General features: G+C 62.7%; 12 protein-coding genes. 6 read left to right on the top strand and 6 right to left on the bottom strand.

The window, feature by feature from the left end:
* Positions 1-425: 425 nt before the first annotated feature.
* From proB to rplU, 4 genes are all read right to left on the bottom strand, one after another.
* On the bottom strand, positions 426-1,544 hold the full coding sequence (gene proB / locus VF673_RS12720; RefSeq protein ID WP_440292229.1) for a glutamate 5-kinase: 1,119 nt from the start codon (positions 1,542-1,544) through the stop codon (positions 426-428).
* Positions 1,545-1,560: 16 nt separating this feature from the next.
* A complete protein-coding gene (gene cgtA / locus VF673_RS12715; protein ID WP_440292228.1) occupies positions 1,561-2,766 on the bottom strand; it encodes an Obg family GTPase CgtA in 1,206 nt (401 codons plus the stop codon).
* A gap of 94 nt (positions 2,767-2,860) precedes the next feature.
* On the bottom strand, positions 2,861-3,118 hold the full coding sequence (gene rpmA / locus VF673_RS12710) for a 50S ribosomal protein L27 (protein WP_090540497.1): 258 nt from the start codon (positions 3,116-3,118) through the stop codon (positions 2,861-2,863).
* 20 nt (positions 3,119-3,138) lie between these two features.
* Positions 3,139-3,450: a 50S ribosomal protein L21 gene (gene rplU / locus VF673_RS12705; protein WP_090540499.1), complete on the bottom strand. Its 312-nt coding sequence runs from the start codon at positions 3,448-3,450 to the stop codon at positions 3,139-3,141.
* A 286-nt stretch (positions 3,451-3,736) separates the two neighbouring features.
* Between rplU and VF673_RS12700 the strand changes: the two genes are divergently transcribed.
* The gene (locus VF673_RS12700; RefSeq protein ID WP_090540500.1) at positions 3,737-4,705 is read left to right on the top strand and encodes a polyprenyl synthetase family protein; all 969 of its coding nucleotides are present in this window, start codon (positions 3,737-3,739) and stop codon (positions 4,703-4,705) included.
* A 222-nt stretch (positions 4,706-4,927) separates the two neighbouring features.
* Here VF673_RS12700 and VF673_RS12695 read toward each other — a convergent pair whose 3' ends face one another.
* Positions 4,928-5,542: an FKBP-type peptidyl-prolyl cis-trans isomerase gene (locus VF673_RS12695; RefSeq protein ID WP_440292227.1), complete on the bottom strand. Its 615-nt coding sequence runs from the start codon at positions 5,540-5,542 to the stop codon at positions 4,928-4,930.
* Positions 5,543-5,744: 202 nt separating this feature from the next.
* Between VF673_RS12695 and VF673_RS12690 the strand changes: the two genes are divergently transcribed.
* The 3 genes from VF673_RS12690 (at position 5,745) to VF673_RS12680 (ending at position 9,699) form a co-directional block, all read left to right on the top strand.
* Positions 5,745-7,037: an NCS2 family permease gene (locus VF673_RS12690; RefSeq protein ID WP_440292226.1), complete on the top strand. Its 1,293-nt coding sequence runs from the start codon at positions 5,745-5,747 to the stop codon at positions 7,035-7,037.
* Positions 7,037-8,125: a tRNA (uridine(54)-C5)-methyltransferase TrmA gene (gene trmA, locus VF673_RS12685; protein WP_440292225.1), complete on the top strand. Its 1,089-nt coding sequence runs from the start codon at positions 7,037-7,039 to the stop codon at positions 8,123-8,125. Before VF673_RS12690 ends, trmA begins: the two co-directional genes overlap by 1 nt.
* A gap of 122 nt (positions 8,126-8,247) precedes the next feature.
* On the top strand, positions 8,248-9,699 hold the full coding sequence (locus VF673_RS12680; RefSeq protein ID WP_440292224.1) for a PLP-dependent aminotransferase family protein: 1,452 nt from the start codon (positions 8,248-8,250) through the stop codon (positions 9,697-9,699).
* On the opposite strand, the gene VF673_RS12675 is transcribed toward VF673_RS12680, so the two are convergent.
* Entirely contained in the window at positions 9,696-11,894 is a 2,199-nt protein-coding gene (locus VF673_RS12675; RefSeq protein ID WP_440292223.1) for a hypothetical protein, read from the bottom strand. The two genes, VF673_RS12680 and VF673_RS12675, sit on opposite strands and share 4 nt — an antisense overlap.
* Before the next feature lie 205 nt (positions 11,895-12,099).
* Between VF673_RS12675 and VF673_RS12670 the strand changes: the two genes are divergently transcribed.
* Both VF673_RS12670 and VF673_RS12665 read left to right on the top strand, forming a co-directional pair.
* Entirely contained in the window at positions 12,100-14,487 is a 2,388-nt protein-coding gene (locus VF673_RS12670) for a DUF6351 family protein (protein WP_440292222.1), read from the top strand.
* Positions 14,488-14,643: 156 nt separating this feature from the next.
* Positions 14,644-15,159 (top strand): GspH/FimT family pseudopilin, encoded by a 516-nt coding sequence (locus VF673_RS12665; protein WP_440292221.1) that lies wholly within the window; start codon positions 14,644-14,646, stop codon positions 15,157-15,159.
* Positions 15,160-15,178 lie beyond the last annotated feature (19 nt).

The raw sequence follows: 15,178 nt of genomic DNA, 5'->3' as shown, positions 1-15,178 counted from the left end.
ACAGATATATCAGCGAAAACCGACCCTGCTGTAGGAGCCCCCGACCCGGATGCGAATGTCAGCGGGCAGTGGCGGTGTTGCCGATAACCCCGTTCGCACCGAGGGCGGTGCTCCTACACAGACATATCAGAGAAGACCGGACCCGCTGTAGGAGCACCCGCCCCGGGTGCGAATATTAGCCGGCAGCGGCGGAGTTGCCGATAACCCCGTTCGCACCGAGGGCGGTGCTCCTACACAGACATATCAGAGAAGACCGGACCCGCTGTAGGAGCACCCGCCCCGGGTGCGAATATTAGCCGGCGGCGGCGGAGTTGCCGATAACCCCGTTCGCACCGAGGGCGGTGCTCCTACACAGATATATAAGCGAAAACCGACCCTGCTGTAGGAGCACCCGCCTCGGGTGCGAAGGGGTTTAAAACCAGCGCCTACACCAGCACCAGGTTATCCCGGTGCACCAGCTCGGGCTCGTCGACATAGCCGAGAATGCCGGCGATGGCCTCGCTGGGCTGGCCGACAATCTTTGCTGCTTCCTGGGCGCCGTAGTTGACCAGGCCGCGGGCGATTTCGCGGCCATCCATGGCGGCGCAGACCACCATCTCGCCGCGCCGGAAGTTGCCTTCCACCGCCTTGACGCCGACCGGCAGCAGACTGGAGCGCCCACTCTGCAGCGCCCGTACTGCGCCATCATCGACCACCAGTCGCCCCCGGGTCTGCAGATGGCCGGCCAGCCACTGCTTGCGTGCAGCCAGCATGCCTTTCTCCGGCAGCAGCAGGGTTCCCAGCTCCTCGCCCGCCTTGAGCCGGTCGATCACCCGCTCGATGCTGCCACCAACAATGATGGTGCTCGCCCCTGAACGGGCCGCCAGGCGAGCAGCGCGCAGCTTGGTCTGCATGCCGCCGCGCCCGAGCGTACCGGCTGAGCCGCCTGCCATGGCGTCGAGCTTGGGATCGTCCGCCATGGCATTGCTGATCAGCTGGGCATCCGGATTGCTCCGCGGGTCGGCGGTATACAGGCCGTCGCGATCAGTCAGTATCACCAGCAGATCAGCCTCGACCAGGTTGGTGACCAGCGCGCCCAGGGTGTCGTTGTCGCCGAAGCGGATCTCGTCGGTAACCACGGTGTCGTTCTCGTTGATGACGGGAATGACGCCGAGATCCAGCAGGCTGCGCAGGGTGCTGCGGGCGTTGAGGTAGCGCTTGCGATCAGAGAGGTCGTCGTGGGTGAGCAATACCTGGGCAGTAGTCAGCCCGAATTCCTCGAAACTGCTTTCCCAGGCCTGCACCAGATCCATCTGCCCCACCGCGGCAGCGGCCTGCAGCTGATGGATGCTCTTGGGTCGCTCGCTCCAGCCCAGACGGGTCATGCCGGCGGCCACCGCACCGGAGGACACCAGCACCACATCCACACCACTTTCCCGCAATGCCGCCATCTGCCTGACCCAGACGGCAATGGCCTGGCGATCCAGCCCCTTGCCATTCCCGGTCAGCAACGCACTGCCGATCTTGATCACCCACCGCCGGGCGGCAGTCACCTTGTCACGCATGCAATCTCAACTCCGCTCAGCGAACGTAGATAATTTCCGGACCATCCTCGTCATCCTCGTCGTCGAAGTCATCGTCTTCGTCGTCGCTGATGCCGGCCTTGCGCCGCGCCTTGCGGTCATCCAGCTCCTGGATGTGCGCACGCGCCTCTTCCTCGATACGCCGGTCGAGTTCGGCCACCTCGGCGGCATATTCCTCGTCCTCCTGCATGCGCAGTTCGCGCTCGTCCAGCCAGTTCATCACGGCCTTGGCCAGCTCGTCCGTACCCTGACGTTCGGATGCAGAGATAACGAATACCGGACCTTCCCACTCCAAACGCTCGACCACGTCGTCGAGGATCGCCTGCTGCTCGTCTTCCAGCAGCTGGTCACACTTGTTGAGTACCAGCCAGCGCTCGCGCAGGGTCAGGGCCGGACTGAACTTGCCCAGCTCGTGAACGATGGTTTCAACGGCCTCGACCGGATCGCTCTGGTCCAGCGGCGCCATGTCCACCAGATGCAGCAGCAACCGGGTACGCGACAGGTGCTTGAGAAATCTTGTGCCCAGGCCCGCGCCTTCGGCGGCACCGGCAATCACCCCGGGGATGTCAGCAATGACGAAACTGCGCATCTGACCCACATCCACCACACCCAGGTTGGGCACCATGGTGGTGAAGGGATAGTCCGCCACCTTGGGCTTGGCGGCCGATACAGCGCGGATGAAGGTGCTCTTGCCGGCGTTGGGCAGACCCAGCAGCCCCACGTCCGCCAGCACCTTGAGCTCCAGCTTCAGGTCGCGCAGTTCGCCCAGGCTGCCCTGGGTGGTCTGGCGCGGAGCACGGTTCACACTGGACTTGAAGCGGGTATTGCCCAGACCATGGAATCCGCCCTGGGCCACCAGCAGCCGCTGACCGGGCTCGGTCAGGTCACCGATGATCTCCTGGGTTCCGGCATCCACCACAGTGGTGCCCACAGGAACGCGCAGCACCATGTCTTCGCCCTTGGCGCCGGTGCAATCGGAGCCGCGACCGTTCTCGCCCCGCTGGGCGTTGAACCGGCGGGTATAGCGGTAGTCGACCAGGGTGTTGAGGTTGGGATCGGCTTCCAGATAGATGGAGCCGCCATCACCACCATCACCACCGTCAGGACCGCCCTTGGGAATGAACTTTTCCCGGCGGAAACTCATGCAACCATTGCCACCATCACCGGCTTTGACGGTAATGGACACTTCATCTACGAATTTCATATTGCTCCCCCTCATGAGGGGTTGGAAGGAAAGACCTACGCTACAAACAAAAAAGCCCCGTCGCAAGACAGGGCTTTCTGGATCAGGTTTGGCTTCAGCCGGCTACGACACTCACGTAGCGACGGTTGAACTCACCCTTGACTTCGAACTTGATCACGCCGTCAGCCTTGGCGAACAGAGTGTGATCCTTGCCCATGCCAACGTTCTTGCCAGCGTGGAACTGGGTGCCGCGCTGACGAACGATGATGTTGCCGGCAGTAGCTTGCTGACCACCGTACAGTTTCACACCAAGTCGTTTGGCTTCTGAGTCGCGACCGTTACGTGTGGAACCGCCTGCTTTTTTGTGTGCCATGAGTTCTTACTCCTCAATACTTAGGCAGAGATGCCAGTGATCTTGATTTCGGTGTACCACTGACGGTGGCCCATGCGCTTCATGTGGTGCTTGCGGCGCTTGAACTTGATGATGCGGACCTTGTCGCCACGACCATGAGCACTGACTTCAGCAGTCACCTTGGCACCTTCAACAACGGGTGCACCGATGGTGACGTCATCACCGTTACCGACCAGCAGTACGCGATCGAACTCGATAGTGGAGCCGGTTTCGGCTTCCAGCTTCTCTACTCTCAGGTATTCGCCTTCGGCGACCTTGTACTGCTTACCACCAGTAACAATTACTGCGTACATGTTGCTTTCTCCGTAATCCTGCTCACCCGGCGCTTGGTAGTAGTAGTTAGTGGCCGGCATGGCTGCAAGTGAACCCGCCTATCGGGCCCGAGCTTGCCATTGTCAAAACAGGGATGCTGTAAATCGGGTTTTCAGGGCCGGGGATTCTACCGACAAGCTGGATGAAAAGCAATGCCAATCACCCTTCAAAATCAGCCGGACAGCGCCGCGCCGGCAGGGGCCTTCCTTGACAGTACGCCAGCCGCCGCCTAGCATGCCGCGCATCCATTCCGAAAGTGTGCAGTAGATGACCACCCTGCCTTTTTATACCGCGGTTACCGACGATTTCGAAGCTGTCAATCAGCTGATCATGCGCCAGCTGCACTCTCGTGTTCCGCTGGTCGAGAAGATCGGCAGCTACATCATCAGCGCCGGCGGCAAGCGCCTGCGTCCGCTGGTGGTGCTGCTCGGTGCCCGCGCCTGCGGTCTGACCGATGCCCGCCCGCATACCCTGGCGGCTATCATCGAGTTCATGCATACCTCTACCCTGCTGCACGACGACGTGGTCGACACTTCCGAGCTGCGCCGGGGCCGCTCCACCGCCAACGCACTCTGGGGCAATGCCGCCAGCGTCCTGGTGGGTGATTTTCTCTATTCCCGCTCATTCGAGCTGATGGTCGAGCTCGACGACATGCGCATCATGCGGGTGCTGGCCAGCGCCACCAACGTGATCGCCGAAGGCGAAGTGCTGCAATTGTCGAAGGTGCGTGATGCCAGCACCGACGAAGCCACCTATATGGAAGTGATCCGCAGCAAGACGGCCATGCTGTTCGAGGCCTCCACCCATACCGCCGCCATCCTGGCCGATGCGCCCGCCCCACAGCAGGAAGCCCTGCGCCGCTACGGCGATGCCCTGGGTATCGCCTTCCAGCTGGTGGATGACCTGCTGGACTACACCGGCGATGCCGAGGCCATGGGCAAGAACGTCGGCGACGATCTTGCCGAAGGCAAGGCGACCCTGCCGCTGATCTATACCATGCGTGAAGGCACCGATGAGCAGGCGGCGCTGGTGCGCCGGGCCATTCAGAAAGGCGGCGTGGAAGACATCAATATCATCCGCGAGGCCGTGGAAGCCAGCGGCGCGCTGGAATACACCGCCAACCTTGCCCGCCAGTATGCGGATGAAGCATGCAACCTGCTGCAGGCCCTGCCCCCCTCCGTCTACCGTGACGCCCTCGAACAGCTGGCCCGCTTTGCGGTAGATCGCCAGTTCTGAGTTACCCCTCACCGCCCCTTCGCACCCGGGGGCGGGTGCTCCTACAGCGAATATCCGTCTGCCTTGCGCACTCCGTAGGAGCACCGCCCTCGGTGCGATTGGGACGTGCCGGCAACTCCGGTGCCGCCGGTGGGGGTTCGCACCCGGGGCGGGTGCTCCTACCGGATGGGGTGGCAGGCTCGATTGTAGGAGCACCGCCCTCGGTGCGATGGGGCCGAGCCGTTACAGGACCTTGAGCAGTTCGATGTCGAAGATCAGGGTGCTGTGCGGCGGGATGCTGCCGGCGGCGCGGCCGCCGTAGGCCAGATCCGCGGGGATGTAGAGGCGCCATTTGGCACCTTCCTTCATCAATTGCAGTGCTTCGGTCCAGCCGGCGATAACGCCGCCTACCGGGAACTCGGCGGGTTGGCCGCGCTTGTAGGAGCTGTCAAATACCTCACCACTGATCAGGGTGCCTTCGTAGTGGGTACGGACGGTAGAGCTGGCAGTCGGAGTGGCGCCGGTGCCTTCGCTGATCACCTCATACTGCAGACCGGACGGCAGCGTGATCACGCCTTCGCGACTGCTGTTGCGCTCGAGGAACTCCTGACCGGCCTTGCCTGCAGCGCGGGCGGATTCTTCCGCCAGCGCCTGCATCTTGGCCTGCAGGGTCTGGAAGGCAGCCTGCATGGCAGCGTCATCCACCTGACTGGGCTGTTGGGTGTAGGCGTCGTGCAGGCCGGCCAGAACCAGCTCGACGCTCAGATCCGGAATGTGGCTCGACAGCAGCTGATCACCCATCTGCCGGCCAATGCCGTAGCTGACGCGCTGTTCGTCGGTTTCAAAGGTGTGGGTCATGGCTGCTCTCCTGAAAAATGACCGACAAGCCTGACACAAGATCACCGAAAATTCACCTGCGGGTTGCCCGATGGCGTCCCTCCGGCGGTCATCCCGGCCTCTCCTGCCGCACACCACCGCCGCGGCAACCAAAGATGCTGCGTGGGCCCGGCAGATAGGCTAGAATGGCACGCTTTTCGGCCCCTCTACCGAGACCTTCCCCATGCTGGAAAAGCTGTTTCAACTCAAGGCCCATGGCACCAACGTCCGCACCGAGATCCTTGCCGGTGTGACCACCTTCCTGACCATGGCCTATATCATTTTCGTCAACCCCATGATGATGGCCGACGCCGGTATCGATCCGGGCGCCGCCTTCGTCGCCACCTGTCTGGCGGCCGCCCTGGGCTCGCTGATCATGGGCGCCTGGGCCAACTATCCCATCGCCCTGGCTCCGGGCATGGGTCTGAACGCCTTTTTCAGCTACACCGTGGTCGGCTCCATGGGCTACAGCTGGCAGGTCGCCCTGGGTGCGGTATTCGTCTCGGGCTTCCTGTTCTTCATACTGAGCATCTTCCGCGTCCGTGAATGGGTGATCAACAGCATTCCCATGCCGCTGCGCTCGGCGATTGCCGCAGGCATCGGCCTGTTCCTGGCTCTGATCGCCCTGAAGAGCGCGGGCATCGTCGTGGACAACCCGGCCACCCTGGTGAGCGCAGGGGACCTGACTCAGGCCGGCCCCATTCTGGCCGCCCTGGGCTTCATGCTGATCGTGGCTCTGGCCTACCATCAGGTAACCGGCGCGGTCATGATCGGCATCCTGGTGATTACCGGCATCAGCCTGCTGCTGGGGCTGAGCCAGACCACCGGCTTCGTTTCCACACCGCCGAGCCTGGCACCCACCTTCCTCGAACTGGATATCCGCGGAGCGCTGGACGTGGGGCTGGTCGCGGTGATCTTCGCCTTCCTGTTCGTCGACCTGTTCGACACCTCGGGCACCCTGATCGGTGTGGCCCAGAAGGCCGATCTGGTGGACAAGGACGGCAAGCTGCCGCGTCTGGGCCGCGCCCTGATGGCCGACAGCACTGCCACCATGTTCGGCTCCCTGCTGGGCACATCCACCACCACCAGCTACGTCGAATCCGCCGCGGGCACCGCTGTCGGTGGCCGTACCGGTCTGACCGCCTGCGTAGTGGCCGCCCTGTTCCTGCTGAGTCTGTTCCTGTCGCCGCTGGCCGGCGCGGTCCCGGCTTTTGCCACCGCACCGGCACTGTTCTTCGTTGCCGTACTGATGACCAGCGGCCTGGTTCAGGTGAACTGGGAAGACCTGACCGAAGCCGCCCCGGTGGTGGTAACGGCGCTGATGATGCCCCTGACCTTCTCCATCGCCAACGGCATTGCCCTGGGCTTCATTACCTGGACCGCGATCAAGCTGCTGTCCGGTCGCTGGCGTGATCTCAATCCCAGCCTCTACGTGCTGTCTGCCCTGTTCATCGTCAAGCTCGGGTTCTTCAGCTGATGGGGGTGAGCTTTGATCCGGCCGGGTACGAGCAGCAACTGGCGGCCAAGCGCGAGCGACTGACAGAACTGCTCGCGCCCTTCTCAGCCCCCGAGCCGGCGGTGTTTGCCTCGCCCCGGGAGCATTTCCGTCTGCGTGCCGAGTTCCGCCTGTGGTATCAGGATGGCCAGCCACACTACGCCATGTTCGAGCCGGGCAATAACCGCCAGCCGATCCTGATCGAGGAGCTGCCGATTGCCAGCCGCCGCATCAACGAGCTGATGATGCCTCTGCTGGAGGCCTGCAAGGCTGACCCCGAGCTGGGTCGCAAACTGTTCCAGGTGGAGTTTCTCACCACGCTGTCCGGCGAGGCCCTGGTCACCCTCTGCTACCACCGCCCGATTGATGAGCAGTGGGATCAGGCTGCCAGGAAACTCGCAGAGCAGCTGAACATACTGCTGATCGGCCGCAGCCGTGGGCGCCGCCGGGTGCTGGCGCGCGATCATGTAATCGAGGAGCTGCAGGTGGATGGCCGCACCTGGCGTTACCAGCAGGTCGAGGGCGGCTTCACCCAGCCCAACGGCATGGTCAACCAGCATATGCTCAGCTGGGCGCTGGAGGCCGCCGGGCACAATACCGATGACCTGCTGGAGCTGTACTGCGGCAACGGCAACTTCACCCTGCCGCTGTCTACCCGCTTTCGCCGGGTACTGGCCACAGAGCTGTCCAAGAGCTCGGTACGCTCGGCGCTGGAGAACATCGCTGACAATCAGGTAGAGAATGTCACCCTGGTGCGCCTTGCAAGTGAAGAGGTAACCCAGGCGCTGACCGGCGTGCGCGAGTTCCGCCGACTGCAGGGTGTCGACCTGAGCGGCTACCAGTTCGGCACCGTCTTCGTCGACCCGCCCCGGGCTGGCCTGGATCCGGGCACCCTGGAACTGGTCAAGGGCTACAACCGCATCCTGTACATTTCCTGCAATCCGGAGACCCTGGCGGCCAACATCGCCGAGCTTCAGGCCAGCCATCGCATCACCCGCTGCGCCCTGTTCGACCAGTTCCCCTATACCCACCACATGGAAGCCGGAGTGCTGCTGGAGCGCCGGACCTGAGCGCCAGCAGTACAGATCCGCTCCAGGGCGGCGCGACCCCATTCTGGAGTAATGGCTTAAAGCCGTTATACTGATCACCTCAGAGGAACAACAATAATCACTACCTCGAGAGGGACTGACCCTTGCTGGATCAGGATCTTTATCTTTATGAAAGTATCAGTCTGCAACTGCGTCGTCATATCGAGGGCGGCAGTTACAGGCCGGGGCAGCGGTTGCCCTCAGTTCGCAATCTGAGCCGGCTGTTCAATACCAGCGTCAACACCATCATTCAGTGCCTGCGGCAGCTGGAGCAGGAGAACTATATCGAGGTGCGCGCCAGATCCGGCACCTTCGTGGCGGCATCGCCCCCTGCAGGCTTGCACGGCTCCACGGACTTCGACCCGCTTCCCGTGGAAATCTCCCTGAGCGACGACATCCTCCATTACATGGAACCCCATCATCAGGCCGATCTGGTGCATCTGGGCATTGCCCTGCCCCACCCCCGGCTGATGCCCATGGAACGGATCATGACCACCCTGCGTGACATTACCCGGCGCCAGGCCCGGGATGTCTGGGATTACAGCCATCCACAGGGGCATCAGCGCTTCACCCTGCAGTTGGCGCGGCGCAGCCTCCATTACCCCAACCCGATATCCCAGGACGACGTCATCATCACCAACGGTTGCATGGAAGCCATTGACCTGGCATTGCGTACCGTCACCAGACCAGGGGATACGGTGGCCGTCGAGTCCCCCACCTATTACGGAACCCTGCTGGCACTGGAAGTCCTGCGTCGCAAGGTGCTGGAGATCCCGACCTGTCCGGAACGCGGGATCTGCCTCTCCACCCTGGAGCAGGCCTTCAAGCATCGCCGGGTTTCAGCCTGCATCATCTCCGCCAACGCGCAGAACCCGCTGGGCTTCTCCATGCCGGAACAGAACAAGCTCAAGCTGGTAGAGCTGGCCAGCCGACACGGTATTCCCGTGATCGAAAATGACGTCTGGGGTGACACGCTCTATACCGAAGGCGCCATGCCGGCCAAGGCCTATGATCAGGCGGGCATGGTGGTGTACTGTCACTCGTTCTCCAAGTCCCTGATGCCCGGCATCCGTCTTGGCTGGGTAGCACCGGGGCGTTTCCATCACCGGCTGCGTGAACTCAAGCTGGTAAGCAGCATCACTACCGCTTCCGCTCCCCAGCTGCTCATGGCCAGGCTGATGGAAAGCGGCTTTTACGCCCAGCACCTGAGTACACTGCGCCTGCAGCTGGCGAAACAGGCACAGCAGGTCCGCGAGGTGGTGCTGCGCTGTTTCCCCGCGGGTACGCGGGTTCACCAGCCCAGCGGGGGTTGTGTTCTCTGGGTCGAGCTACCCTCCCACATGAATACCGAGATTCTGTTTGAAGATGCTCTGCGGGCCGGCATCCATATCTTCCCGGGCAGCGTGTTTTCCCCGAGTCAGCAGTACGCCCATTGCCTGCGGCTGAATGTGGGCAGTCCCGTGGATACGCCGCTGTTGAAGGCGGTGGCCCGCCTCGGCGAGCTGGCCAGGTATCGATCGGCCCCCCGGGTAGAGGGACCGATCGCAGAACACTAGGGTAAACGGGACACGCCGGTGTAATCGTCGCTGTAGCAGGGTGCGTCGCCACAGACGTCCGTCACCGCGCCATCGCGCTGCATGAAGGCGGACTTCTGCTGACGCGCTGCCACCGTGCTGCGCGGCGAACTGTGCGGGTCGTTGCCAAAGTCGGCGCCAGGGCCCTTGTTAATGGTGGGCGGGAAATCATTGCCGCTCCAGCCTCCGCCGTCGCGTTCCACCTTGGCACCGGAGTCCCATATCATCATCCCATGACCATGGTGAGGATACTGCTCGATCCGCGGGATCGCGAACAGCGGGTTGCTGTCGGGACTTTCGCCAAGCCTGGCCGTGGGCTCATGTACTGCAGCGCCTATGGTGCGCGCCATCACTTCCGCACTCCACTGGGTCACCTGGAAGTCCCCCAGCGCCACATGCAGCAGCACATGCTTGTCCGCCGGTGTATTCGGCAGATGACGACCCGCCAGATGACTGAGATAACCGTTGTTCTCCGCCCGGTCCCAGAGCATCTGCATCAACGCGAAATTGAGCGACTGATCCAGTCCATCGGGATAGGCGGCATAGAGGACGGGGGCAAAACGCTGCTCGAAGGGGCCGTAGCGGCGCAGCAGCAGACTGTAGTTGCTCCCCGGTACCCCCAGCACGCCACGATGGAGGTTGGGCGCGGTGGCAATCAGGGCGCCACCCAGAATGCCACCCTGGCTGTTACCGTCGTAGAACACCTCGGTCGGATCATAGACCAGCTGGCCCTGATGGCGGAATTCGTCAGCGGAGGCGAAGCCATCCGGGTGCTGCATGAGTTCGGCCAGAAACATGAAGTTCAGCAAGCCCTGCTGGCTGCGATCCAGCTGCCGTGGCAGGCCGGTCAGGTCAGCCATGATCTGATGGATATTGCCGGCCAGAATGTCCTCCTGGGACATGCCTATCCAGTCGGTAGCGCAGAACATGATGTTATGTTCGCTCTGCATGGCCCGCACGTTGCTGCTGCCGAATTCGCCCCCACTGATATTGTATGAGCTTTCGCCGAACAGGCCGTGACCGTAGATGGCCGCTCTGGCAGTCTGCACATCGGCTTGCGCGAAGTCGGTTGTCGCCAGGGGAATCTGGCAGCGGAAACCGGCACGCACCACGTCTTCACCCAGGGTCTGCGGCAATGCATCGGGATCATCACTGGCGTAGTTGAAGGTCGCCCCCACCCCACCACCGGTCTGATTGAGGTAGTTGGGTACATCAAAGGTGCCCTTGATGTTGCGACTGAGGCCGCTGGCCGGGTTATCACGCACCTCGGTGATGCGGAAGCTCGGGCTGGCTCCGGCCAGGCGGGCGAAGGCGTCATCACGGCTTGCCAGCAGACGTTCGGTGAGCGACTGCTGACTGGCGATGGTGAAATCCCAGGCCAGAGTCAGTTCCCCGCGCTCCACACCCGCCTGCTCCAGGATGGCAAAGACATCTTCCATCGCCTCGCGGCGCGCCTCGAACACCGGCTCTCCGGTATCGATGCCGTCACGATAGGCCCGAAACAGTTCATTGACCGGCAGCAACTCACCCTCGGCATCTCGAGCATTGCGGACCACTGCGATATAGCGGTTGCCCTCTTCAAAATTCCGTGCTGGCCGGATGATAAGCGCCTGCTCCGCCGGGTCGGTATTGTTGGCGTCCAGCTCGACCCATATCAGCTGCCGCTCGAGCGTCGATGCGTTGATGACCAGAACGGGGGCGTCAGGATCCAGCGAGGGCTCGATGTCCGTGATACGCACGGCGCCGGTCCGCTCCAGATCGATGCCCGGCAGATGTGCCAGCAGCATGGATCCAGGTGAGAAACCATCATTGCGGTTCCACTGGGTCGGCTCGATAGGTGTGGCTTCCGTTGTCCGGATCGGCACGAAGCGGGTGTTGTCCGGCGAGGCGGGCATGTCCACCGGTTGTGCAACCGGCATGGCGCGGATATCGAAGTCGATCCGAAGTCCGGTCGGTGTGGAACCGTCTTCCCGGGTAAACAGGTTGTTGGGGAATGGATACAGACAATGGCCGAGCACGGTATGGTCGCAGTACGCGGCCGACTCCACATCAAAGTCGCTGAGATCGACCTTTTCGGTCTCCACTGGCCGCGAACTGCTCGACCCGCCTGAACTCAGACAGCCCTGAAGCAGCAGTGCCCCGCACGCCGTAGCAACGGCGAGATAGATATGACGCATGGCTCGGTCCCTCTTCTCTTGTTGTTGTCGAGCCAGCCTAGAAAAGTCGGCAAGGCTTTAACAGGCACAGTTACTGCCAACTGACTCAAACAGACTCCTCAGGCAGCGGTTCTGTTTCAGTCAGATACCGCAATCTGTACCTGTTTTCGCTTCTGGGGTGGGCATAGGATCAGATTTCCATAATAAGAAGATGGAGCAAGCCACCATGAAACCTGCAAAGTGCTACTGGCTGCCTTGTGCGGCCGGCCTGCTAGCGATCGCCCTGACCGGATGCCTGAGTGGATCAGGCGGCTCCAGCAGCAAGAACCAGTCAAGACCTGACCTGAGCCTGGCGGTACTCTCGAGTGCACCGGACCAGGTCAGCGGCGGTAATGTGCTGGTTACCATCGAGGGTGATCCGGCCGTCATCGAGAAAGAGCTCGAGCAGCTGGAGTTCTGGGTCAACGACCAGGAAGTCACACCAGCCCTGGTGCGGACCCGCAACAACCAGCTGGAGATCCTGATCGAGGGTCTGGAACTGGGTGACAACCAGCTGGAGCTGCAACACAGCCGCAGCGGCCGTCTGGATCAGCTGGAGCTGGTCAACCACCCCATCACCGGGCCCATCTTCTCCGGCCCGCATCAGTACCCCTTTGTCTGCACCACGGTATCCGAACTGGGCATTCAGCCGCTGGTGGACACCGATGGCGAGATGGGCTTCCCGGTCCTGGACGAAGGCGGGCAGCAGATCGGCCTGAGCAAGGACTGCAGCATCGAGCCTGTGGTGACCTTCCTGTACCGCACCACCGGCGGCGCCTACCGCGATCTGCCGACCGATGGCAGCCGTCCGGCCGACATGGCACGCACCACTCTGACCGACGGCCGCGAGGTGGACTTCATCGTCCGCCGTGAGGTCGGCACCATCAACCGCTTCATCTACAGCATGGCCACCCTGGCCAACCTCGGCGACGCGCCGGACACCGCCTCCACCAACAACTGGAACGGGCGGCTGCTCTATCACTTCGAGGGCGGCGTGGCGATCGGTCACAGCCAGGGGCGCCTGAGCGGCCGGGCACTCAGCCCCGAAGCGCTGGGCCAGGGCTACGCGGTGATCTACTCCACCGGCAACCGGACCAGCACCCACTACAACCTGCAGGTGGGTGGCGAGACGGCGCTGATGGTCAAGGAGCACTTCGTCAAGCGCTTCGGGATGCCCGACTACACCGTGGCCATCGGCGGCTCGGGTGGTGCCATTCAGCAGTATGTGTACGCGCAGAACCATCCCGGGTTGATCGACGCCGGGGTACCGCAGTACTCCTACCCGGACATGGTGACCCAGACCATCCATATCGGCGACTGCGAGCTGCTTGAGCACTACATGGACGTCACCGACAAGGACAACACCCTGTGGACCGATACCCTGAGCCGGCGCCTGCTGGTGGGACTCAATGCCACCGAGGACTACCCTGATCCCTTTGCCGGTGCCAAGGGTCTGCTGGGGTTGAGCACCGCTCCGGGCATGACCGAATGCATCCCTGCCTGGCGTGGACTCTCCCCGCTGGTGATGAACCCGCTGTTCGGCCAGGCGCCCAACCAGGACAAGATGCAGCCGCCGGGCATCATGAATACCGTGCAGTGGAGCCATTACGACGACCTGCGCAATATCTACGGGGTCGACGAGAACGGCAACCCGCGCACCCTGTATGACAACGTCGGTGTGCAGTACGGCCTGCAGGCACTGGTGGAGGGCAACATCACGCCCGACGAGTTTCTCCGTGTCAATGCGCTGATCGGCGGCTGGAAACACCCCAGCGAGATGGTGCAGGAAGGCTTCCCCTTCCTCGGCAGCGTGGACGAAGTACTCGCCGATCCGAGCAAGTTCGACCCCTGGAGCAGCCGCAACATGAACCTGAGTCCGGATGGCGTCACCCCGGCACCGCGCACCCAGGGTGATCTGATCGCGATCAATGCGGCCTATGAATCGGGCATGGTCTTCGACGGCCAGCTGGATATTCCGATCATCGACTGGCGCCATTACCTCGAGGAGGTACTGGACATGCACAACAGCCACCAGTCTTTCTCGGCTCGCCAGCGCATCCGCAACAGGATGGGACATTCGGATAATCAGGTGATCTGGTTCACCGATGCCCGACCGACCATTCTGGACGATCCCGAGGAGCCGGAACCCCGGGACGAGTTCGACCAGACCTGGATGGCGCTGGAGGTACTGCACGAGTGGCTGATGAACATTCGCGCCAACCCCGACCGCAGCATCGGCGAAAACCGCCCAGCCGCGGCCGTGGACAGCTGCTTCAATACCCAGGGCGAGCTGATCGCATCCGGGGCGGATGTGTGGGATGGGATTCTGGATGACCGCCCGGCGGGCACCTGCACCCAGCAGTTCCCCACCTATACCACCTCGCGGATCATCGCGGGCGGCCCCATCGAGGGCAACGTGTTCAAGTGCACGCTCAAGTCCGTGGACACCGCCCTGGCCGATGGTACCTACGGCAGCTGGGTGCCCACACCGGGTCAGGTCGACCGCCTGAAGGAAATCTTCCCCCAGGGCGTCTGCGACTACAGCAAACCTGATCAGGGCCGTCCCGGCGCCTGATGCAAACACAACCGGGCAAGGCCTGCTGGCCTGCCCGGTTGTGATCCTTCTCCCAGTTTCAGTCCCTCGCCCTTGGGTGATTCCCGGGGTATCTATAGCCTTGGCCCTGAACAGGATCGGGCAGCACGGCAGTAGCCCCTGAACGAGGAGCTCGCCATGCGGCACAGAGGCTTTACCCTGATCGAACTCATGGTCGCCGTGGCGGTACTGGCGATTCTGCTCTCCATCGGCGTGCCGGCTTTCGGCACCATGATCGACGCACAGCGCCTGGACAACGAAGCCCACCGGCTGATGCGCAGCGTACAGTTCACCCGCAACGAGGCCGTGCGGCGCAACCGCCATGTGCTGATGCAGCCGGTGAACGGCAGCTGGACCAATGGCTGGGTGGTGTTTCTGGATGACGACCGCAATGGGCAGCACGATCCGGACGACCCCCTGCTCAGGGTCGAGGGCCCCGCCGGCGCGGTTATCCATGCCAACGGCAGCCTGACCGGCTATGTGCGCTACAACAGCCAGGGCGAATCGGAGCTGCTGAACGGAGGCTTCCTGTCAGGTACCTTTTCCCTGTGTCCCCGGCAACCGGGGGTCGAGGCCAGGCAACTGGTCATCAATCGGGTGGGTCGGGTGAGGATGCAGCGGGCGGAGCCCGCTGCAGGGAACTGTCCGGAATGACGGGGCGCCTGCCGCGCCC

The organism is Halopseudomonas sp. Lyrl_26 (assembly GCF_051948695.1).
Classification (GTDB): Bacteria; Pseudomonadota; Gammaproteobacteria; order Pseudomonadales; family Pseudomonadaceae; genus Halopseudomonas; species Halopseudomonas formosensis.
Note: the sequence above shows the minus strand (reverse complement) of the source record. Positions and strands in the feature narration are given on the sequence as shown.

Coding starts and splice junctions, on each gene's coding strand:
- proB (WP_440292229.1), bottom strand. CDS start 1,544: ATGCGTGACAAGGTGACTGCCGCCCGGCGGTGGGTGATCAAGATCGGC.
- cgtA (WP_440292228.1), bottom strand. CDS start 2,766: ATGAAATTCGTAGATGAAGTGTCCATTACCGTCAAAGCCGGTGATGGT.
- rpmA (WP_090540497.1), bottom strand. CDS start 3,118: ATGGCACACAAAAAAGCAGGCGGTTCCACACGTAACGGTCGCGACTCA.
- rplU (WP_090540499.1), bottom strand. CDS start 3,450: ATGTACGCAGTAATTGTTACTGGTGGTAAGCAGTACAAGGTCGCCGAA.
- VF673_RS12700 (WP_090540500.1), top strand. CDS start 3,737: ATGACCACCCTGCCTTTTTATACCGCGGTTACCGACGATTTCGAAGCT.
- VF673_RS12695 (WP_440292227.1), bottom strand. CDS start 5,542: ATGACCCACACCTTTGAAACCGACGAACAGCGCGTCAGCTACGGCATT.
- VF673_RS12690 (WP_440292226.1), top strand. CDS start 5,745: ATGCTGGAAAAGCTGTTTCAACTCAAGGCCCATGGCACCAACGTCCGC.
- trmA (WP_440292225.1), top strand. CDS start 7,037: ATGGGGGTGAGCTTTGATCCGGCCGGGTACGAGCAGCAACTGGCGGCC.
- VF673_RS12675 (WP_440292223.1), bottom strand. CDS start 11,894: ATGCGTCATATCTATCTCGCCGTTGCTACGGCGTGCGGGGCACTGCTG.
- VF673_RS12670 (WP_440292222.1), top strand. CDS start 12,100: ATGAAACCTGCAAAGTGCTACTGGCTGCCTTGTGCGGCCGGCCTGCTA.
- VF673_RS12665 (WP_440292221.1), top strand. CDS start 14,644: ATGCGGCACAGAGGCTTTACCCTGATCGAACTCATGGTCGCCGTGGCG.